The following is a 21,300-nucleotide window of genomic DNA, read 5'->3' as shown; positions in this document are numbered from 1 at the left end:
GTCGCGGCCACTATCGGGACCAGATGAAACGAACCTGATGGGTATTGAATTGAGCCAAGTCCTGATCGAAAGCGTCGAGGCGATCATCGTCGACCTGCCGACCATCCGCCCGCACAAGCTGGCCATGCACACCATGCAGAACCAGACCCTGGTGGTGATCCGCCTGCGCTGCTCCGACGGCATCGAGGGCCTCGGCGAGTCCACCACCATCGGTGGCCTGGCGTACGGCAACGAGAGCCCCGAGAGCATCAAGCAGAACATCGACAGCCACCTCGGTCCGCTGCTGATCGGCCAGGACGCCGCCAACATCAATGCCGCCATGCTGCGCCTCGACAAGGCAGCCAAGGGTAATACCTTCGCCAAGTCCGGCCTGGAAAGCGCACTGCTGGACGCCCAGGGCAAGCGCCTGGGCCTGCCGGTCAGCGAGCTGCTCGGTGGCCGCGTGCGCGACGGCCTGGAAGTCGCCTGGACCCTGGCCAGCGGCGACACCGCCAAGGACATCGCCGAAGCCGAGCACATGCTGGAAATCCGCCGCCATCGCATCTTCAAGCTGAAGATCGGCGCCGGCGAGGTGAACAAGGACCTGGCCCACGTCATCGCCATCAAGAAGGCCCTGGGCGACCACGCCAGCGTACGCGTCGACGTCAACCAGGCCTGGGACGAATCCGTGGCCCTGCGTGCCTGCCGCATCCTTGGCGACAACGGTATCGACCTGATCGAACAGCCCATCTCGCGCATCAACCGTTCCGGCCAGGTACGCCTGAACCAGCGTAGCCCGGCGCCGATCATGGCCGACGAATCCATCGAAAGCGTCGAGGACGCCTTCAGTCTGGCCGCCGACGGCGCCGCCAGCATCTTCGCCCTGAAGATCGCCAAGAACGGCGGCCCGCGTGCCGTGCTGCGCACCGCGCAGATCGCCGAGGCGGCCGGTATCGCCCTGTACGGCGGTACCATGCTGGAAGGCTCGATTGGCACCCTGGCGTCGGCCCACGCCTTCGTCACCCTCAAGCAACTGACCTGGCATACCGAGCTGTTCGGCCCGCTGCTGCTGACCGAGGAAATCGTCAGCGAAGCGCCGGTGTACCGTGACTTCCAGCTTCACGTGCCGCGTACCCCGGGCCTCGGCCTGGCTCTGGACGAAGAGCGCCTGGCGTTCTTCCGCCGCAAGTAAGGAGGAGAATCAACCCATGCTGTTCCACGTGAAGATGACCGTGAAGCTTCCGGTCGACATGGACCCGGCCAAGGCCGCCAAGCTCAAGGCCGACGAGAAAGAGCTGGCCCAGCGCCTGCAGCGCGAGGGCAAGTGGCGCCACCTGTGGCGCATCGCCGGGCACTACGCCAACTACAGCGTGTTCGACCTCGACAGCGTCGAGGAGCTGCACGACACCCTGATGCAGCTGCCACTGTTCCCCTACATGGATATCGAGGTCGACGGCCTTTGCCGCCACCCGTCGTCGATTCACGAAGACGATCGCTGATCGCTTCGCGCCCGATAACAACAAGATGAGGAAATAGACATGACTATCAAACTGTCCAGCACCGAAAACGTTCAGAAGTTCTTCCAGGAAGCCAGCGGCTTCAACAACGACCAGGGCAGCCAGCGCATGAAGAAGCTGGTCAACCGCATCCTGCTCGACACCGTGAAGATCATCGAAGACCTGGAAGTCACCACCGAGGAATTCTGGAAGGCGGTGGACTACCTCAACCGCATGGGCGCCCGTGGCGAAGCCGGCCTGCTGGTCGCTGGCCTGGGCCTGGAGCACTACCTCGACCTGCTGCTGGATGCCCAGGACGAGCAGGCTGGCCTGTCCGGCGGCACCCCGCGCACCATCGAAGGCCCGCTCTACGTGGCCGGCGCGCCGCTCTCCGAAGGCGAGACCCGCATGGACGACGGCACCGACCCGGGCACCGTGATGTTCCTCGAAGGTCGTGTGCTGGACACCGACGGCCAGCCCATCGCTGGTGCCACCGTCGACCTGTGGCACGCCAACACCAAGGGCACCTACTCCTACTTCGACACCACCCAGTCGGATTACAACCTGCGCCGTCGCATCATCACCGATAGCGAAGGCCGCTACCGCGCCCGTAGCATCGTGCCGTCCGGCTACGGCTGCCCGCCCGATGGCACCACCCAGGAAGTGCTGAACCTGCTGGGCCGCCACGGCAACCGTCCGGCGCACATCCACTTCTTCATCTCCGCGCAGGGTTATCGCCACCTGACCACCCAGATCAACCTGTCGGGCGACGAGTACCTGTGGGACGACTTCGCCTACGCCACCCGTGATGGTCTGGTGGGTGAGATCAACTTCAACGAGGACGCCGCCGCGGCCAAGGCTCGTGGCGTCGACGGCCGCTTCGCCGAGATCGAGTTCAGCTTCCAACTGCAGAAGGCTCCGAGCCCCGAGCTGGAAGTGATCCGCGACCGCGTACGCGCCGAAGCCTGAGTCCCCCGACTTGGCGGGGGAGGCTGGTTCCCCCGCCATTTGAGCCGGCCGTTTGGCCGGCTTTTTTATGCCTGCGTTGCGGTCATTGCCGTAGGGTGCGCCGTGCGCACCTTGCCGGTCCGAGCCGGATTCGGGTTTTCTGGTGCGCGCGGCGCACCCTACCGTGGACAAACTAGTGGGATAACCATCCCTGACTATCTGGATTTCCCGCCACCGCCGATTGCCGCCTAATCCATGGACGAGCAACCGGAGGTGCCCATGACCCGCCCCAGCGACCCGGCCGACCTGGCCGCGTATTACGATGTGCAATACAACGCCCGCGCCAGCGTCGAAGACTTCGACCAGTACCCGCGCCAGTACCGCGCGCTGAGCGATGCGGCCCACGCCAGCCTGCGCTGCTGCAGGGATGTGGCCTACGGGCCGGGTGCCGGCGAGCGGCTGGATATCTTCCCCGCCAACCGCCCTGATGCACCCGTGCTGCTGTTCATCCACGGCGGCTACTGGCGCGCCCTGTCCAAGGCCGACTCGGCCTTCATGGCGCCGGCCCTGACCGCCGCCGGCGCTTGCGTGGTGGTGCTGGACTACGACCTGGCGCCCGCCGTGACCCTCGACCATATCGTCGACCAGACCCGCCGCGCGCTGGCCTGGTTGCATCGGCACATTGCCGAGTTCGGCGGCGACCCGCAGCGGCTGTATGCGAGCGGCAGCTCGGCGGGCGGACACTTGACGGGGATGCTGCTGGCCGGCGGCTGGCATGCCAGCTACGGCGTGCCGGACAGCGTATTGCGCGGTGCATTGCCCATCAGTGGCCTGTTCGACCTGCGACCCTTGCTGGACACCCATATCAACGGTTGGATGGGCATGGACGACGCGGCGGCACGGCGCAACAGCCCGGCCTTCCACCTGCCGGCGCGGGGCGCCGAGCTGGTGATCAGCTACGGGGCGCTGGAGACGGCGGAATTCGCCCGCCAGAGTCACGAGTTCCTGGGTGCCTGGACGGCGCGCGGGTTGCCGGGGCGCTTCGTCGAAGCGCCCGGCAAGAACCATTTCGATGTGGTGCTGGAGCTGGGCCAGCCGGGGACGCCCTTGTACCGGGCGATGGTGGAGCTGATGGGGTTGTAACTCGCGGGGATCTATTTGTTGTGGGGGCGATTTCAATCGCTAAGGGGCACGCAGTGCCCCCAGGTGAGGAGGGCAGACCTGCGGTCTGCATCGCGAATGAATTCGCCCCCACAGGTGGAGCAGGCTGTGCCGAGACCCGAGCGCAGCGCTCGGTCTTAGAACAGTGCCAATGTGTAATTGAGGATCAGGCGGTTCTCGTTGATATCGGTGCGGTAGTTGGAGCGCGCGGTGACGTTGCGTACGCGCACGCCCAGGCCCTTGAGGGCGCCGCTCTGGAACACGTAGCCGATGTCCAGGTCACGCTCCCAGTCCTCGCCCTCGAAGCCGCGCCCGGTGTCCACGTTGTCGCCACGGATGTAGCGCAGGGTGGTGGTCAGGCCGGGGATGCCGAGGGCGGCGAAGTCGTAGTCGTGGCGCACCTGCCAGGAACGCTCGTCGGCCGAGGCGAACTCGTAGGTCGGTACTTCGTTGCCCAGGGGGGTGATGTTGGCGAACACCTTGGGGAAGCCCTGGTCGCCATACATGGCCTGGTAGCCGACGAAGAAGGTGTGGCCGCCGCGCTTGGCGGAGAGCAGGGAGTAGAAGGCCTGGTTGTCGACTTCGCCGATCAGCTTCTTGCCGTCCTCGCTGGAGTCGTAGAAACCCATGTTGGCGCCAAGCACCCAGTCGCCCACCGGCTCGGCGTGCTTGAGGCTGACCAGGCGCTGGTCGTAGATGTCTTCCAGTTGCGCGTACCAGGCGCCCACGGTGGTGCGGTTGCCGTTGAAGGCGTAGTCGGCGCCGGCGTAGTTGAAGGCATCCGAGGAGGCCTGACGCTGCGGCTGGAAGCCGATCTGGGCCTGGATCTTGTCGTCGCCGGCCTCGTTGCGCAGGCTGGTGCCGGTCAGGTGGCCGCCCTGCAGGGTGAGGCCGGTGATTTCGCTGGAGGTGAGGCTGGCGCCCTGGTAGCTGGGCGGTAGCAGGCGGATATCGCTGAACATCAGCACCGGCAGGTTGGGCTGCAGCTCGCCGACCTTCAGCTCGGTCTTCGACAGGCGCATCTTGCCGGCCACGCCCAGGCGGCTGTAGTCGTCGGCGGCCTCGCCATCTTCCTGCACCGGCAGCAGGCCGGTGTTGACCCGGTCGGGGCTGCTGTCCAGCTTGATGCCGAGGGTGCCGATGGCATCGATGCCAAAGCCCACCGGGCCCGGCGTGTAGCCGGACTTGAAGTTGAGGATGAAGCCCTGGGCCCACTCCTCGGCCTTGGACTGCTTGTTCGGGCCGACGATGTCCGAGAAGTCGCGGCTGAAGTAGTAGTTGCGCAGTTGCAGGGTGGCGGTGGAATCCTCGATGAAGCCGGATTCGGCGGCCAGGGCGGAAACAGGAAGGGTGCTCAAAAGGATGGGTAATGCGCGGGTCTTGTAGTTCATCGCAAGGCTCTTCTTCTTGTGTTTTTTGGGCGCAACCGTCCGCCGCCGGCTTTCGATGAAGCCGGCGGAGAGTGGGTGCGTCAGGAGGCCGGCCCGTCGTGACTACGGGCCGGGAATTTCCGCGTCGGTCAGACGCCGAGGTAGCGGTGCGACAACTCCGGTGTCGCCGCCAACTGGTCCGGCGTGCCCTGCCAGACCTGCCGGCCCTTCTCGATGATGTGGTGGCGGTCGACCACCCGCGCCATCTCCTTGAGGTTCTTGTCGATGACCAGGATGGTCTCGCCCTCGGCCTTGAGGGTGGCCAGGCAGTTCCAGATGGTCTCGCGGATCACCGGGGCCAGGCCCTCGGTGGCTTCGTCGAGGATCAGCAACTGCGGATTGGTCATCAGCGCGCGGCCCACCACCAGCATCTGCTGCTCGCCGCCGGAGAGTGTCTTCGACAGTTGCTCCTGGCGTTCTTCCAGGCGCGGGAAGAGGGCATAGATGCGCTTGAGGTCCCACTTGCCGCCCTTGCTGGCGGTGGCCAGCAGGTTTTCCTTCACGCTCAGGCTGCCGAAGGCGCGGCGGCCCTCGGGCACCAGGCCGAGGCCGGCCTGGGCGATGCGGTAGGGCGTGGCTCCGCGCATTTCCTTGCCGTGGATGCGGATGCTCCCGGCGCAGGGCTTGAGCAGGCCCATGATGGATTTCACGGTGGTGGTCTTGCCCATGCCGTTGCGGCCGATCAGCGAGACCACCTGACCCCGTTCGATGGTCAGGTGCATGTCGAACAGCACCTGGCTCAGGCCGTAGCCGGCCTGCAATCCACTGACTTCAAGCATGTTCTTCCCCCAGGTAGGCGGCGCGGACCTGCGCGTTGCTGCGGACTTCTTCGACGGTGCCGGTGAGGATGGTCTGGCCATAGACCAGCACGGTGATGCGGTCGGCCAGGGCGAACACCGCGTCCATGTCGTGCTCCACCAGCAGGATGGCGTAGCGCCCCTTGAGCGACTGCAGCAGCTCGGTCATGCGCGCGGATTCCTCCGCGCCCATGCCGGCCATGGGCTCGTCCAGCAGCAGCACCGAGGCTTCCTGGGCCAGCGCCAGGGCGAGTTCCAGCTGGCGGCGCTCACCGTGGGACAGCTCGTTCACCAGGTCATCTGCACGGCGGCCGAGGCCGACCTGTTCCAGGTAGCCGCGGGCCGGGTCGAGCAGGCGGCGGTCGCGGGACAGCGGGTTCCACATGCCGAAGGTCTTGCCTTCGCGGGCGGCGATGGCCACCGCGACGTTCTCCAGCAGGCTGAAGTCCGGGTACAGCTGGCTGACCTGGAAGGAGCGTGCCAGGCCCAGGCGCGGCCGTTCGTGGGCCGGCACGGCCGTGATGTCCTGGCCGGCGAAGAGGATCTGGCCCTTGTCCGGGCGGATTTCCCCGGCGATCTGCGAGATCAGCGTGGACTTGCCGGCACCGTTGGGACCGATGATGGCGTGCAGCTCGCCGGCGGCCAGCTCCAGGTTGGCGCCATTGGTGGCCTTCACCGCGCCGAAGGCTTTCTCCAGGCCACGGATGGACAGTTGCGCGCTCATGGGTGCACCTCGCGGGTGGTGGCGACGGGGGCGGGCAGGGAGGCGGAGGACGCGGCCGGCTTGCGCAGCTTCTGGCCGGGCATCAGCAGGCCGTAAATGCCCTGGCGGCCGAACAGCACCACCAGCAGGAGCAGCGGGCCGAAGATCAGCAGCCAATGCTCGGTCCACAGGCTCAGCAGCTGTTCCAGGCCGAGGTAGACCGCCGCGCCCAGCACCGGGCCGAGCAGGGTGCCGACACCGCCGAGGATGACCATCGCCATCAGCTCGCCGGACTTCTGCCAGGAGGCCATGTCGGGGCTGACGAACAGCGCATAGTTGGCCCAGAGCAGGCCGGCCAGGCCCGCGCCGAGACCGGCGATGACGAAGGTAGTGAGACGGTAGCGCAGAGGCTTGAGGCCGAGGCTGACGGTGCGTCGCTCGCTCTGCTTGAGGCCGCGCAGGACGAAGCCGAAGCGCGAGCCCACCAGGCGCCGGCAGAACAGCAGCCAGGCCACCAGCAGGGCCACGCAGAGGTAATAGAACTGGTTGGCGTCGTTCAGGTCGAGGCCGGGCAGGGCGTTGCGCTCGTTCAGCAGGATGCCGTCGTCACCGCCATAGAGGGACAGTGAGCCGAGGATGAAATAGAGCATCTGGCTGAAGGCCAGGGTGATCATGATGAACTGCACGCCGGTGGTGCGCAGCGACAGGTAGCCCATCACCAGGCCGAGCAGGGCGCAGCAGAGCAGGGCCAGCGGCCAGACCAGCAGCGCGCTGTTGCTGCCCTCCCAGCCCCACAGCGGCATGCCCTGGGAGGTGTGGAAGGCGATGATGCCCACCACGTAGCCGCCCAGGCCGAAGAAGGCGGCATGGCCGAAGCTGACCAGGGCGCCGTAGCCGATCAAGAGGTCCAGGCTGGCGGCGGCCATGCCGTAGATGGCCAGGCGGGTGAACAGGCTGACCAGGAAGGGTTCGTCGAGCAGCGCCGCCAGCAGCGGCATCAGCGCGAAGGTGGCCAGGCAGGCCAGGTCGATGATGATTCGACGGGACATGGGATTCTCCTCAGGCACGGGCGGGTAGCAGGCCGCGCGGACGCACCAGCAGCACCAGGGCCATGACGATGTAGGCGCTGGCGGAAATCAGGCCGGCGGACAGCGCGCCGCTCACCTCGGCGGGCAGCAACTGGTCCAGCAGCGGCGGGATGTAGGCGCGGCCGAGGCTGTCGACCATGCCGATCAGCAGCGCGCCGACCAGGGCACCGCGTACCGAGCCGACGCCACCGACGACTATGACCACGAAGGTGGTGATCAGCACCTTCTCGCCCATGCCGATCTCCACCGAGAGCAGCGGGGCGGCCATGAAGCCGGCCAGGCCGCAGAGCACGCAGCCGAAGACGAACACCAGGGTGTACAGGCGCGAGATGTTCACCCCGAGGGCGCCGACCATCTCGTGGTCGTCGGCGCCGGCGCGGATCAGCATCCCCAGGCGGGTGTGGTTGATCAGCAACCACATGCCGAGGGCCACCAGCAGGCCGGCGCCGATGAACAGCAGCCGGCTCACCGGATACATCAGGCCGGGCAGCACCTCGACGAAGGCGCTGTACCAGTCCGGCGTCGGCATGGCCGGCGGGCTACGGCCGAACAGCAGGGTGATGAGTTCGTTGGTGAAGAACACCACGGCCAGCGTCGCCAGCACCTGGTCCAGGTGGTCGCGGTTATAGAGTCGTCGGATGATCGCGGTCTCGATCACCAGGCCGTAGAGCGCGGCGCCGGCGAGCGCGGCCAGGCCGCCGAGCCAGAAGGAGCCGCTGGTGATGGCGGTGTAGGCGGCGCAGAAGGCACCGACCATGTAGAAGGCGCCGTGGGCCAGGTTGATGACGCCCATGATGCCGAAGATCAGCGTCAGGCCGGAGGCGAGCAGGAACAGCAAGGCGCTGTACTGCAGGCCGTTGAGAAGTTGTTCGAGCAACAGCATGGCGAAGTCCTGCGGTGAAGGCCCGCCGGGGGCGCCGGCGGGCTGGCGGTTCAGCTGGGGGTCAGAGCGAGCACTGGGCCGCGTAGCTGTCCACCTGGGCCTTGGCGATGGTCTTCACCGGTACTTCGACGAGTTTGCCGTCGGCGCCGGCCTGGACCTTGAGCAGGTGCCAGTCGATCACCGCGTGCTGGTTGCTGCCGAAGCGGAAGTCGCCACGCACCGAGTCGAAGCGCGCTTCGCGCAGGGCAGAGCGGAAGGCCTCGGCATCCTTGAGGTTGCCATTGGTGGCCTTGAGGGCCGAGCCGATCAGGCGCGCGGTGTCGTAGCCCTGGGCGGCGTACATGGTCGGCGCGCGGTTGTACTTCTCGGTGAAGGCCTTGACGAAGGCCTGGTTGGCCGCGTTGTCAGACTGCGGGTTCCAGCCGCTGACCACGTTGACGCCCTCGGCCACATTGCCGGTGGCGGCGAGCATGCGCTCGTCCATGGAGAACACCGGCACCACCATCGGGATGCTCTTGCCGAGGCCTGCGCTGCCGTACTGCTTGGCGAAGTTGATACCGCCGCCGCCCGGATGGAACTGGAACACCGCGTCCGGGTTCAGCGAGCGGATGCGCGCCAGCTCCACGGAGAAGTCCAGCTGGTTGAGCTTGGTGTAGATCTCGGTGACTTCGCCCTTGAAGGTGCGCTTGAAGCCTGCCAGGGCGTCGCGACCGGCCTGGTAGTTGGGGGCGAGGATGACCAACTTCTTGTAGCCCAGGTCGTTGGCGGCGACGCCGGCCATCTCGTGGGGCACGTCGTTCTGGTAGGAGGCGGCGAAGTAGTTGGGCTTGCATTGCGCGCCGGCCAGGTTGGAGGGCGCGGCGTTGGTGCTGATGTAGAAGCTGTCGCCTTTGGTGGCGCCGTTGACCACGGCGGCGAGGACGTTGGAGAACATCACGCCGGTATAGAGCGAGATGCCGTCCAGGCTCATGCGGTCGATGATCTGCTTGCCCTTGGCGGGCTGCAGGCCGTCGTCCTCCACCACCAGTTCCACCGGCACGCCGCCGAGCTTGCCGCCTTCCTGGTCCATGGCCAGGCGGAAGGCATCGCGGGCGTCTTCGCCGAGGTAGCCGGCGGGGGTGGAAAGGGTGGTGATGAAGCCGATGCGCACAGGGTCCTGTGCCAGGGCGGGGAGGGAAGAGGCCAGTGCGGCCCCGAGCATCGCAAGGTTCAGGGTCTTTCTCATGGTTACCGCCTTGGTTGCGCAGTGCCGTCGTGACCCGGCCTGCTTAGTTGTTGTGTGGGCAGTTTTGGAGCGGGTGGAGCGGGTTTGTTGTGGTTATGTGTACGCGCCGGGATGGGCGCGACGCCGGACCCCGTAGGATGGGTGGAGCTTGCGATACCCATCGATCGCGGTGATGGGTATCGCTCCGCTCCACCCATCCTACGAAGAGCCCGTTCAGGTATTGCTCTCGGTGAACTTCTCGAAATACAGGTGGCCGTTGTCGATGCCGTTGTCGGCGAGCCAGGTCTTCACCGAGTCCACCATCGGCGGCGGGCCGCAGAGGTACATGTCGAAGGGCGCCTCGCGCAGGGCGGCGGCGTCGAAGTGCTCGGGCACGTAGCCGCGCTTGCCGTCCCAGTCCTGGCCGTCGTCGCTGATCACCGGAATGAAGGAGAAGCCGGGGATGCGCGCGGCGTAGCCGGCGATGCGTTCCAGCTCGCAGAGGTCGGCGACCTGCCGCACGCCGTAGTACAGCTGCACCGGTTGGCCGCAGCCGCCGTTCTCGGCGATAGCGTCGAGCATGCCGAGGAAGGCCGAGAGGCCGGTGCCGCCGGCCACCAGCAGCAGGGGCTTCTCAATGTGACGCATGTAGAAGGCGCCCAGCGGGGCCTCGAAGTGGATTTCGTCGCCCACCTTGCAGCGTTCGCGGATGTAGTTGCTCATCACCCCGTCCGGCAGCAGGCGGATGAGGAACTGCAGCTTGTTTTCCGCATTCGGCCGGTTGGCGAAGGAATAGGAGCGCTTCGAATCCGTTCCCGGCACCAGCAGGCGGGCGTACTGACCCGGCAGGAAGTCCAGCTGCTGGCCGTCGACGCCGGCGTCCAGGTGGAGGATGGCGGTGGTCGGTGAGACTTGCTCGACATGGGTGACGATGCCGCGCTCGTGCACCGTCTTCGACGCGCCGCAGAGCGAGGAGTCGAAGTCGAAGTAGAAGGAGGCGTCGGACTGCACGCGGGTCTGGCAGGTAAGCATCTTGCGCTGGGCGAGGTCCTGTTCCGACAGCGCCTCTTCGTCCACGTAGTCCATGGCGTAGCGGCCGGACTCGCAGCGGCCCATGCAGGTGCCGCAGACGCCTTCACGGCAGTCCAGCGGAATGTTGATGCCGTTGCGCAGGGCGGCGTCGAGCAGGATCTCGTTGCCGTGCACGGGGAAGAACAGGGTTTTGCCGTCGGCAAAACTGAAGGCGACCTTGTGGTTCATGGCGCGTACTTCCGGTGGATCAGAGGTGGTAGAAATCGAGCACCGAGTTGATGGTGTCGTTGAGCAGGAGCATGTGCTTGCGGGTGATCTTCCAGCTCTCGCCCACGGGCTTGAGGTGGTAGGTCGCATGGCCGAAGAACTGCTCGCTCTGGCCCAGCCGGTAGTACAGCGTCTGCCAGTTGGCCTTCACCTCCAGCTGGCCATCGTCGCGCTCGGCGATGCGCACGTTGCTGATCTGATGCAGGGTGCGCGGCATCGGAATGGTCGAGGCGGCCTTGCCGGTGCGGATGCGGAACACGCGGTCTTCCAGGCCCGAGCGGTTGCTGTAGTAGATCAGCGACATGCCGCGCTTCGGGTCGGTGGTGTAGACGTGCTCGGATTCCCACTGCGGCAGGTGGTATTCGCACTGCTCGTCGAACAGGTCGAGGTAGGCGTCCCAGTCCTGGGCGTCGCACAGGGCCGACTTGCGGTAGAGGTACTGCTCGATCTGGTATTGCAGTTGCTGGTTCATGCCTGCACCTCCTGCAGTTTCAGGGCTTTGCGGTCCAGGCCCTGGAGCAGGAACCGCTGCCAGTTGGCGTGCTGGTTCACGTACAGGCCTTCATGGGTGAATTCGGTGCCGGTCATCGCCGGGGCGATGCCCAGGGTCTGGCTGTTCGGGGTGACGTCGGTGACCCACTTGCCGTAGCCGCGGGAGATGTCGCTCCAGCGCTCCAGGCGGCCCTGGAAGCCGCGCTGCTGTTCGCGGAACTCCACCAGGTCGTCGGGGGTGCCCATGCCGGAGACGTTGAAGAAGTCCTCGAACTGACGGATGCGGCTCTCGCGGTCGGCGTCGGACTCGCCCTTCACGCCGATGCACTGGCTGATGATCTCGGTCTTGTTCCAGGCCACCGGGCGCACGATGCGCAGCTGGGAGCTGATCTGGTCCATGAAGAACAGGCTGGGGTAGATGTTCAGGTTGCGCAGGCGGTGCATCATCCACTCGGCCTTGGCCTGGCCGAATTCCTCCACCAGGCGCGGCATCACGGTGGCGTAGCCGGGGCGCACGGTGGGGTTGGGCATGTCGCTGAACAGCACGCTGTGGCCGTTGTTGAAGGAGAACCAGCCGTCATCGGTCTCGCTGTCGCCGGCACCCAGCTTGCTGTAGTCCAGGGTGTCGCTGGCGCCGCCGTTCTGGGCGTTGACCTGCTGGCGGTGCTGCACGGTGGCCACGTAGTTGTAGTGCACGGTGCTGACGTGATAGCCGTCCAGGCCGTTCTCGTTCTGCAGCTTCCAGTTGCCGTCGAAGGTGTAGGTGGACTTGCCCGGCAGCACTTCCAGTTCGCCGGTGGGCGACTGGGCCACCATCATGTCGAAGAACACCTTGGCATCGCCGAGGAAGTCTTCCAGGGAATCGATTCCGTTGACGTCCAGGCTGATGAAGACGAAGCCCCTGTAGCTTTCGATGCGCGCCTTCTTCAGGCCACGGGTGGCCTTGTCGAAGCCTTCCGGGTATTCGCCCGGGGCCTTGACCTTCACCAGGCGGCCGTCGCTCTTGTAGCACCAGGCATGGAAGGGGCAGGTGAAGGTGGACTGGTTGCCCTTGCCGACGCGGGTGAGGGTGGCGCCGCGGTGCTGGCAGGCGTTGATCAGGGCGTGCAGTTCGCCGTTGCCGTCGCGGGTGATGATCATCGGCTGGCGGCCGGCGCGCATGGTCATGAAGTCGTGCTTGTTGGGGATCTCGCTCTCGTGGCAGGCGTAGATCCAGTTCTTCTCGAAGATCAGTTCCATCTCCAGGTCGAACAGCTCCGGCTCGGTGAACATGTCCCGGGCGATGCGGTACACGCCTTCTTCCGGACGGAAGTCCAGGCAGCCGCTGACGTACTCTCTCCACTGGGCAATGTTTTTATTCGAAGTATTCATGGTGGGCACCTTCCACATCAGGCGAAACAGTGGGGCCATTAGAAGGAGCCGGGGCGGATCCGGTCTATCCGCTTAGTTGGCAAAGCCGCGCCATAAATTTTGCGCCTCGACTCGAGCCCGGAAGTCTTGGAGGGCAGGGTTTTCACGGGTTCTGGCGGGGCGCAAAAAGTGGATAGCTTTGGCCCATGAAGCTGATGGCGGCAGGTGTGGCGACGGGTCTTGAATCCACCATCGGGGGGGTGCGCTTGGGGCGCAAAGGTAACGGCCAGGCCGCCTCGGTAGCGCCGAGGTAACGCTCTGAGCCGGAATCTACTGGTGGCTAGCCGATTCGTCCCCTGCGCGCTATCCGAAAAGTTGACGATGGCTATCCACTGCTTCTGCGCGGGTAACCCTTGGCCTGCGCGCGCTTCCCAAACCGGGTAACACCGGGGCTTTTCGCCGGGCCTCTGGCGCGCGCCGGGTTGCGCCGGGCGCACGTGGTGGTTGACGCACCGAATGGCTGCGGTCCTTGCCCCAGGGCGTGGCGGCAGGGCCCTGGGACGAGGTTTCTGGACGATCCGAACCCTTCTTTGGAGTGACTCGTTCGGGGTGCCGAGGAAGAGTGCTGTCCGAAATGTCGGCCAATGCTATCCTCATTTTCAGATTCGCAATGGATCGCCACGGCGTGGCATGGACGTTGCCTACTTCAAGTCAACGCGCCGCAGAGCGCGCATGTCCAATTGCCGTGTTGGGTGCCGCGTGATGAGTACGAAGAACCATCCTCATTTTCGAGATATTTCCGCCGATCGCTATGACCTGGTCGGGGCCCGTTCCTGGATGTCCAACATCTGCGGGCCTCACCTGCTCAAGGTGCCCAGGCCCGAGCGCATCCAGTTCCATCACAGCGGCAATGTACTGCCGTCCATGTCCACGACCCTGGGCCAGGTCGAGTACGGCACCGACGTAACCATAGGCGTCGGTGACGAGATGAACCTCAACTGCTACAGCCTCAGCCTGCCGCTCTCCGGCGAGCAGGAGCTGGCCAAGGCCGGGCGCCTGCTGCGTTCGGATCGTGACTGGGGGCTGATCGTCTCGCCCCACGAGCACCAGGAGCTGACCATCGCCGGCGACTGCCACAAGCTGCAGGTAGCCATCCCCCGTGCGGCCATGCAGAAGACCCTGGAGGACCTGTTGCAGCGCACGGTGGACGCTCCGCTGTGCTTCCAGCCGGAGATGGATGCGGTGGAAGGCGCCTCCGCCTCCTGGTGGCGCATGGCCCGGCATCTGGTCGACGAAATGGAGCGCAGCCGCGACCTCTACGGCCAGCTGTACTTCACCCGGGACCTGGAAAGCGCGCTGATCAAGGGGCTGATCCTCGCCCAGCCGAACAACTACTCGGAGGAACTGCGCGAGCGCCTGGAGATCAAGCTGCCCCATTACCTGGTGCGGGCCCGCGAGTTCATCCATGCCCATGCTCGCGAGGAAATCTGCCTGGAGGACATCGAGCGTGCCGCCGGGATCTCACGCTTCAAGCTGTTCGAGGGCTTCAAGCGCTACTTCGGCCAGTCGCCCATGGCCTACCTGAAGAAGCACCGCCTGACCGCCGTGCGCCAGGAACTCCTGGAAGACCGCTGCGCGCGCAATATCTCGGTGATCGCCATGGCCTGGGGCTTCAACCACCTCGGCCGTTTCGCCAGCGAGTACCGCAAGCTCTTCGACGAAACGCCGAGCATGACCATCCAGCGGCTTGAGGCGCGGCGCGGGCGATCGGTCTGATTGGCTCCGATGGGCCGGCCTGTGGATGGGTCGGCGGTTCTCCTGTGGGGGGGAATTCATTCGCCAAGGGCAGCGCAGCTGCCCCAGCCGTACATCCCTGCAACGCCTGCAAATCGGCTGGGGACGCACGGCTTGCAGCTGGCATAGAAACAGAGGTTTCAGGACACGGGGGGATTAGTGCTAATCGATCGAAGGAATTGTCGATCCCTCGCGAGGTCGCTCGACTAGGAGATGAGCGTATCCGCCAACAGGAGAAACCCCATGATCATCGACAATCACCCGGTGGTATCCCGCGAGGAGTGGCTGCAGGCCCGCGAGGCGCTGCTGCGCAAGGAGAAGGCCTTCACCCGCGAGCGTGACCGGCTCAGCGCCGAACGCCGCGCGCTGCCCTGGGTCCGCATCGACACGCCCTATACCTTCGAGGGGCCGGACGGGCACGAGAGCCTGGCCGACCTGTTCGATGGCCGCAGCACCCTGGTCATCTACCACTTCATGTTCGGCCCCGGCTGGGAGGAGGGTTGCCCGGGCTGCTCCTTCCTCGCCGACCATATCGACGGTGCCAACCAGCACCTCAAGCACCACGACGTGACCCTGCTCTGCGTATCGCGGGCTCCTGTCCAGGAGTTCCAGGCCTTCCGCAAGCGCATGGGCTGGAACTTCAAGTGGGTGTCGTCCCACGGCAGCAGCTTCAACCAGGACTTCGGCGTAGCCGCCCGCCCCGAGGACATCGCCGCCGGCACCGCCCGCTACAACTACGGCACCAGCAACGACCCGGGCGAGGACATGCCCGGACTCAGCGTGTTCTACCGCAACCAGGCCGGGGAGATTTTCCACACCTATTCCACCTATGCCCGTGGCCTGGACCTGCTGGTGGGCGCCTACAACTTCCTCGACCTGCTGCCCAAGGGGCGCGACGAGCAGGAAATCATGGACTGGATGCGCCACCACGACCGCTACGAGGATGAGCCCGGGAAGACTGCGAGTTGCTGCCACGAGTAGGGCAGTCAGTAGCCCGGATGAAATCCGGGGAGATTCCAACCAACTGCAAGGAGCAAGTCGGCGCCTTGCGTAGGAGCGAGCTTGCTCGCGAAAGTCTGTGCTCGGGGCTGTTCGCGAGCGAGCTCGCTCCTACAAGCGCAGCAGATGTGGCCAATCGCCATAAATTCCCCGAACTGCGCCGTTCGCACCGCCCTGGTGCAGCGAAAACTTGCAGTTTCCATTGCTGGGCTAAGCTTTCGGCAGTCCCTGGACCGGAAGGACAGCCCGATGAGCGAACCCATCCTCAGCTTCGACGAACTCAAGAAAGCCGTTGCCAGCGGCGAGATCGATACGGTGCTGGCCTGCATGGTGGATATGCAGGGGCGATTGGTGGGCAAGCGCTTCCAGGCCGAGTTTTTCATCGACAGCGGCCATGAGGAAACCCATTGCTGCAACTACCTGCTGGCCGACGACATCGACATGGAGCCGGTGCCGGGCTATGCCGCCGCCAGCTGGAACAAGGGCTACGGCGACTTCGTCCTGAAGCCGGACATGAGCACCCTGCGCCGGGTGCCCTGGCTGGAATGCACGGCCCTGGTGCTCTGCGATGTGCTCGACCACCACCACCGCGAAGACCTGCCCCACAGCCCGCGGGCGATCCTCAAGAAGCAGGTGGCGCGGCTGGCCGAACGTGGCTACCTGGGGATGTTCGCCTCGGAGCTGGAGTTCTACCTCTTCGACGAAAGCTACGAGGCCATCCACAAGCGCAACTACAGTCATCCGAAGACCGCGGGGCACTACATCGAGGACTACAACATCCTCCAGACCACCCGCGAGGAACCGGTGTTGCGCGCCATCCGCAAGCACCTGCAGGCCTGCGGCGTGCCGGTGGAGAACTCCAAGGGCGAGTGGGGGCCGGGGCAGGAGGAGATCAATGTCCGCTACGCCGACGCCCTGACCATGGCTGACCGTCATTCCATCATCAAACACGCCTGCAAGGAGATCGCCCACCAGCAGGGCAAGTCCATCACCTTCATGGCCAAGTGGCGCTACGACCTGGCCGGCTCAAGCGGCCACATCCACAGCTCGCTCTGGGACAAGAAAGGCAAGAAGGCGCTGTTCTTCGACCCGAAGGACGAGTACGGCATGTCCAGACTCATGCGCGGCTGGGTGGCCGGGCAGCTCAAGTACGCCAACGAGATCACCTATTTCCTCGCGCCCTACATCAACTCCTACAAGCGCTTCCAGGCCGGCACCTTCGCCCCGACCCGCGCGGTGTGGAGTCGTGACAACCGCACCGCGGGCTTCCGCCTCTGCGCCGAGGGCAGCAAGTCGGTGCGCATCGAGTGCCGTATCGGCGGCGCCGACCTCAATCCCTATCTCGCCTACGCCGCGCTGATCGCCGCGGGCCTGGCGGGCATCGATGAAAAGCTCGAACTGGCGGCGCCCTTCGAGGGGGACGCCTACCTGAACGACCAGCTCCCGGAAGTCGACAAGACCCTGCGCGACGCCACCGCCGCCCTCAAGGGCTCGGCCATGTTGCGCAAGGCCCTGGGCGACGAGGTGGTCGACCACTACGTGCACACCGCCGAGTGGGAGCAGAAGGAGTACGATCGGCGTATCACCGACTGGGAGTTGCAGCGCGGATTCGAGCGTTATTGAGGATTCTTTGCGGTCCGCCCAGCGGCGAGTTCGGGCACGTTCGCTGGTCGGTTTGTAACGGGGATGGGAGCAGTACGACAGGCTGTCTCAGCGCAGGCGGGGAAGGTGCCCGAACCGCCGCATGGAGCAATCCATCGCCATTCCCAACAAAGGGCACCCACGATGAAAACCATATTCCATCACGGCCCCACGCATCAGGAAGATGACGTCAAGCTGCTGCACAGCATGGGCTACGCCCAGGAGCTGGCGCGACGAATGGGCCTCTTCTCCAATTTCGCGATCTCCTTTTCCATCATCTGCATCCTGTCCGGCGGCATCAACTCGCTGGCCCAGGGCATCTCCGGCGCCGGCGGCGCCGCCATCGGCATCGGCTGGCCGCTGGGCTGCATGATTTCCGGGGTCTTCGCCGTGGCCATGGCGCAGATCGCATCGGCCTATCCCACCGCTGGCGGGCTGTACCACTGGGGCTCGATCCTCGGCAACCGCTTCACCGGCTGGCTCACCGCCTGGTTCAACCTGCTGGGGCTGGTGACGGTGCTGGGGGCGATCAACGTCGGCACCTACTACTTCTTCTTCGGCGCGTTCGGGCCGATGCTGGGCATGGAAGACACCACCACCACGCGGGTCGTCTTCCTCGCCATCCTTACCGGCGGGCAGGCGCTCTGTAACCACTTCGGCATCGGGCTGACGGCCAAGCTCACCGACTTCTCCGGCTACCTGATCTTCGCCACGGCCATCGCCCTGACCATCGTCTGCCTGGCCGCCGCGCCCAGCTACGAGTTCTCCCGTCTCTGGACCTTCGGCAACTTCTCCGGCGCGGCAGGCGGCAATGTCTGGCCAGAAGTGTCCGGCACCTGGATCTTCCTGCTCGGCCTGCTGCTGCCGATCTACACCATCACCGGCTACGACGCCTCGGCCCACACCTCGGAGGAAACCGTGCAGGCGGCCCATTCGGTGCCGCGCGGCATGGTGATGTCGGTGGTCTGGTCGCTGCTGTTCGGCTGGCTGATGCTCAGCGCTTTCGTGCTGATGCTGCCGAGCATGGAAGAGGCGGCGGCCCAGGGTTGGAACGTGTTCTTCTGGGCCATGGACACTCAAGTGAATTCGGTGGTGAAGGAGTCGCTCTACCTGGCCATCTTCATCTCGCAGGTCCTCTGCGGGCTGGCCACGGTGACCTCGCTATCGCGAATGATCTTCGCCTTCGCCCGTGACGGCGGCCTGCCGGCGTCCAAGGCCCTGGCCTCGGTATCGCGCGCTTACCGTACCCCGGTGGCGGCCATCTGGACCGGCGCCACCCTGGCGGTGCTGTTCGTCTGGGGTTCGTCCCTGGTGTCCATCGGCGAGACGCCGGTCTACACCATCGTGGTGTCCTGCACCGTCATCTTCCTGTTCTTCTCGTTCATCATCCCCATCATGCTCGGGTTCTTCACCTTCGGCAGCGCCAAGTGGCCACGCATGGGGCCCTGGAACCTGGGGCGCGGGCTTTACTCGCTGGTGGCGATCCTCTCGCTGATCTCGATGGTGCTGATCTTCGTCATCGGCATCCAGCCGCCCAACGACTGGGCGCTGTACATCACCATCGGCTTCCTGATCCTCACCGGGATCATCTGGTTCGCCTTCGAGGCGCGGCGCTTCCAGGGCCCGCCCATCGGCGACATGATCGCCAAGCGCCAGGCGGAGATCGCCGCGGCGGAAGAGGCGTTGAACAAGTAGCCCTTGCCGGCGCCCCTGTCCGACCGGGAGAGGGGCGCCGCGTCTTCACTTCGCGGCTTCGATGCGGATGCCGCGCACCTCAACCTGATCGCCGGGCTTGAAGTACTTGCCGGGAGAGCGGAAGCGCTGCACCGAGCCATCTTCGGTCTTCACCAGGTAGGCGGGTTCGCTGAGCCCCGTGGACTCCTGCACGAAGCCGCCGCCGAAGTAACCCACCGCCGCACCGGCGACGGCGCCTGCCGGGCCGCCCAGGGCGCCAAGCATCATTCCGGTCATGCCGCCGGTGGCTTTGCCGACGGTGGTATCAGGGGTTTCGGAAAGGACCTCCGCGGCGAAGGCGATGGGGGAAGAGAGCAGGGCAAGACACAGGGTGATGCGGGGGATACTCATGGGATTTCCCTTCTGCTATTGGATTGGGAAGGGAAAGCTTCATTTTCTGTGCCAGTTATAAAACCCTTTTAAATCAACGTGTTGATTTCTATGTGGTCATTCTGACTGTGGTTCGAATGACGCGCATGCTGTCATTTCGACCCATGCCGTAGGTTGTGGCTGAGCTCAGCGAAGCCCAACGATCCGCGCGACTCTCTGGCCTGGATGCTGGGCCGGCCCCGCAAGCAAATAGCCCGGATGCAATCCGGGCTATCCGTATTTCCGTTACGCCCAGCCTCAGAGCTTGATCAACACCGATTTCAGCTCGGTGTAATGCTCGATGGCTGCCGCGCCCATCTCGCGGCCGACGCCGGAGAGCTTGTAGCCGCCGAAGGGCAGGGCGGGGTCGAGGGCGCTGTGGCAGTTGACCCAGACCGAGCCGGACTTGATGCGCGGGATCATCCGGTGCACCGCCGAGAGGTCGTTGGACCAGATGCTGGCGCCCAGGCCGTAGGGGTTGTCGTTGGCCATGCGCACGGCGTCGTCGATATCGTCGAAGGGCATGGCGACCAGCACCGGGCCGAAGATCTCTTCCTGCACCAGACGGTGCTGCTGGTCGACGTCGACGATCACCGTGGGCTTGACGAAGTAGCCGGGGCCGAAGCCTTCGCCGCCGCAGGCGATGGTGGCGCCCAGTTCGCGGCCGAGCTCGATGTAGCCGGTGACGCGGTCCTGCTGCTTGGCGGAGATCAGCGGGCCCATCTGCACACTCGGGTCCAAGCCGTTGCCAAGCTTCATGCCGTTGGCGATGCCGGCGATGTCGGCGATCACATTGTCGAAGTGCTTGCGCTGCACATAGAGGCGCGAGCCGGCGCAGCAGACCTGGCCCTGGTTGAAGAAAATCGCGGTGGCGGCGCCAGCGGCGGCCTCCTGGAGGTTGGCGTCGGCCATGACGATGGTCGGCGACTTGCCGCCCAGTTCCAGGGTCACTCGGGTCATGTTGTCCATGGCGGCCTTGCCGATCTGCTTGCCGACTTCGGTGGAGCCGGTGAAGGTCAGCTTGTCCACGCCCGGGTGGCGGGTGAGGGCGACGCCGGCATTCAGGCCGGTGCCGGTGATCAGGTTGAACACCCCGGCCGGGTAGCCCGCTTCCAGCACCAGCTCGGCCAGCTTGAGGGCGGTCAGCGGGGTTTCGTCGGCGGGCTTGAGCACCACGGTGCAGCCGGTGGCCAGCGCCGGGCCGAGCTTCCAGCAGGCCAGCAGCAGGGGGAAGTTCCAGGCGACTATGGCGCCCACCACGCCCACCGCCTCGCGGCGGATGAAGCCGTGGAGCTGGTCGTCCGGCATCAGCGGCATGGACACGTCGACCGTGCTGCCTTCGATCTTGGTGGCCCAGCCGGCCATGTAGCGGAGGAAGTCGATGGCCAGTTGCACGTCCATCACCCGCGCCACGGCGGCGCTCTTGCCATTGTTCAGGCATTCCAGCTCGGCCAGCTCCTGGGCGTCGCGCTCCATCAGGTCGGCCAGGCGCCACAGCAGGTTCTGCCGTTCGCGCGGGCGCATGCGGCTCCAGGGCGAGTCGTCGAAAGCCCGGCGCGCGGCCTGCACGGCGCGGTCGACATCCTCCAAGGTGGCCGAGGGCACCTCGCCGAGGACTTCACCAGTGGCCGGGTTGCGGAAGCTCATGGTGTTGCCGCTGGCGGCGTCCAGCCACTGCTCACCGATCAGCATCTTCAGTTTGCGGCCGACGAAGGCCTGGGTTTGCGGGAGGACGGGCAGGTCAGCAAGCATGGGGAAGAGCCTCTGTTCATTGAAGTTGTACAGCGCTTTCGCAACCCCCATGCCAAGGCCTTGTTTTCTAAATAAGTGGCTGAATTAAAAGGATTTTATTCATGGGGCCGGGCCTGTTGCCAGATTCGGCCTGTTGCAGTTTGAGACGGCCTGAGACAGGTCTGGAACAGTCTCACCGTCT

19 protein-coding genes are annotated in these 21,300 nt (G+C 65.3%); 8 read left to right on the top strand and 11 right to left on the bottom strand.

The genetic code is table 11. The features are described 5' to 3' along the window. Positions 1-49 precede the first annotated feature (49 nt). The 4 genes from E8F11_RS19725 (at position 50) to E8F11_RS19710 (ending at position 3,566) form a co-directional block, all read left to right on the top strand. A complete protein-coding gene (locus tag E8F11_RS19725; RefSeq protein ID WP_280290549.1) occupies positions 50-1,171 on the top strand; it encodes a muconate cycloisomerase family protein in 1,122 nt (373 codons plus the stop codon). A 16-nt stretch (positions 1,172-1,187) separates the two neighbouring features. Beyond that, on the top strand, positions 1,188-1,478 hold the full coding sequence (gene catC / locus E8F11_RS19720) for a muconolactone Delta-isomerase (RefSeq protein WP_280290548.1): 291 nt from the start codon (positions 1,188-1,190) through the stop codon (positions 1,476-1,478). Between the two features lie 39 nt (positions 1,479-1,517). After that, the gene (gene catA, locus E8F11_RS19715; protein ID WP_280290547.1) at positions 1,518-2,444 is read left to right on the top strand and encodes a catechol 1,2-dioxygenase; all 927 of its coding nucleotides are present in this window, start codon (positions 1,518-1,520) and stop codon (positions 2,442-2,444) included. Positions 2,445-2,702: 258 nt separating this feature from the next. After that, entirely contained in the window at positions 2,703-3,566 is an 864-nt protein-coding gene (locus E8F11_RS19710) for an alpha/beta hydrolase (protein WP_280290546.1), read from the top strand. A 155-nt stretch (positions 3,567-3,721) separates the two neighbouring features. Here the strand turns inward: E8F11_RS19710 and E8F11_RS19705 are convergent, their stop codons facing one another. The 9 genes from E8F11_RS19705 to antA form a co-directional block, all read right to left on the bottom strand. Further along, positions 3,722-4,975, bottom strand: a complete 1,254-nt coding sequence (locus tag E8F11_RS19705; RefSeq protein WP_280290545.1) for an OprD family porin — start codon at positions 4,973-4,975, stop codon at positions 3,722-3,724. A gap of 128 nt (positions 4,976-5,103) precedes the next feature. Further along, positions 5,104-5,793: an ABC transporter ATP-binding protein gene (locus E8F11_RS19700; protein ID WP_280290544.1), complete on the bottom strand. Its 690-nt coding sequence runs from the start codon at positions 5,791-5,793 to the stop codon at positions 5,104-5,106. Beyond that, positions 5,786-6,535 (bottom strand): ABC transporter ATP-binding protein, encoded by a 750-nt coding sequence (locus E8F11_RS19695; protein WP_280290543.1) that lies wholly within the window; start codon positions 6,533-6,535, stop codon positions 5,786-5,788. The genes E8F11_RS19700 and E8F11_RS19695 overlap by 8 nt, the downstream gene beginning before the upstream one ends. After that, the gene (locus tag E8F11_RS19690; protein ID WP_280290542.1) at positions 6,532-7,563 is read right to left on the bottom strand and encodes a branched-chain amino acid ABC transporter permease; all 1,032 of its coding nucleotides are present in this window, start codon (positions 7,561-7,563) and stop codon (positions 6,532-6,534) included. The genes E8F11_RS19695 and E8F11_RS19690 overlap by 4 nt, the downstream gene beginning before the upstream one ends. A gap of 10 nt (positions 7,564-7,573) precedes the next feature. After that, the gene (locus E8F11_RS19685; RefSeq protein ID WP_280290541.1) at positions 7,574-8,485 is read right to left on the bottom strand and encodes a branched-chain amino acid ABC transporter permease; all 912 of its coding nucleotides are present in this window, start codon (positions 8,483-8,485) and stop codon (positions 7,574-7,576) included. A gap of 61 nt (positions 8,486-8,546) precedes the next feature. Further along, on the bottom strand, positions 8,547-9,710 hold the full coding sequence (locus E8F11_RS19680) for an ABC transporter substrate-binding protein (RefSeq protein ID WP_280290540.1): 1,164 nt from the start codon (positions 9,708-9,710) through the stop codon (positions 8,547-8,549). 213 nt (positions 9,711-9,923) lie between these two features. After that, a complete protein-coding gene (antC, locus tag E8F11_RS19675; protein WP_280290539.1) occupies positions 9,924-10,949 on the bottom strand; it encodes an anthranilate 1,2-dioxygenase electron transfer component AntC in 1,026 nt (341 codons plus the stop codon). 19 nt (positions 10,950-10,968) lie between these two features. Beyond that, positions 10,969-11,460 (bottom strand): anthranilate 1,2-dioxygenase small subunit, encoded by a 492-nt coding sequence (gene antB / locus E8F11_RS19670; protein WP_280290538.1) that lies wholly within the window; start codon positions 11,458-11,460, stop codon positions 10,969-10,971. Beyond that, the gene (gene antA, locus E8F11_RS19665; protein WP_280290536.1) at positions 11,457-12,851 is read right to left on the bottom strand and encodes an anthranilate 1,2-dioxygenase large subunit; all 1,395 of its coding nucleotides are present in this window, start codon (positions 12,849-12,851) and stop codon (positions 11,457-11,459) included. Before antA ends, antB begins: the two co-directional genes overlap by 4 nt. 741 nt (positions 12,852-13,592) lie before the next feature. Here antA and E8F11_RS19660 point away from each other — a divergent pair. From E8F11_RS19660 to E8F11_RS19645, 4 genes are all read left to right on the top strand, one after another. Further along, complete coding sequence (locus E8F11_RS19660; RefSeq protein WP_280290535.1) at positions 13,593-14,606, top strand: AraC family transcriptional regulator; 1,014 nt, start codon at positions 13,593-13,595, stop codon at positions 14,604-14,606. Positions 14,607-14,867: 261 nt separating this feature from the next. Continuing rightward, positions 14,868-15,605 carry a thioredoxin family protein gene (locus E8F11_RS19655; protein WP_280290534.1) on the top strand — a complete coding sequence of 246 codons (738 nt, stop codon included), beginning with the start codon at positions 14,868-14,870 and terminating at the stop codon, positions 15,603-15,605. A gap of 267 nt (positions 15,606-15,872) precedes the next feature. Beyond that, positions 15,873-17,246: a glutamine synthetase family protein gene (locus E8F11_RS19650; RefSeq protein WP_280290533.1), complete on the top strand. Its 1,374-nt coding sequence runs from the start codon at positions 15,873-15,875 to the stop codon at positions 17,244-17,246. Between the two features lie 162 nt (positions 17,247-17,408). After that, positions 17,409-18,959 carry an amino acid permease gene (locus E8F11_RS19645; protein ID WP_280290532.1) on the top strand — a complete coding sequence of 517 codons (1,551 nt, stop codon included), beginning with the start codon at positions 17,409-17,411 and terminating at the stop codon, positions 18,957-18,959. 45 nt (positions 18,960-19,004) lie between these two features. Here the strand turns inward: E8F11_RS19645 and E8F11_RS19640 are convergent, their stop codons facing one another. Both E8F11_RS19640 and E8F11_RS19635 read right to left on the bottom strand, forming a co-directional pair. Then, positions 19,005-19,349, bottom strand: coding sequence for a hypothetical protein (locus E8F11_RS19640; protein ID WP_280290531.1), 345 nt, complete (start codon positions 19,347-19,349; stop codon positions 19,005-19,007). A gap of 276 nt (positions 19,350-19,625) precedes the next feature. Continuing rightward, a complete protein-coding gene (locus E8F11_RS19635) occupies positions 19,626-21,119 on the bottom strand; it encodes an aldehyde dehydrogenase family protein (protein WP_280290530.1) in 1,494 nt (497 codons plus the stop codon). Between the last annotated feature and the right edge of the window lie 181 nt (positions 21,120-21,300).

It is taken from the genome of Pseudomonas sp. BN417, assembly GCF_029871205.1.
Classification (GTDB): Bacteria; Pseudomonadota; Gammaproteobacteria; order Pseudomonadales; family Pseudomonadaceae; genus Metapseudomonas.
Note: the sequence above shows the minus strand (reverse complement) of the source record. Positions and strands in the feature narration are given on the sequence as shown.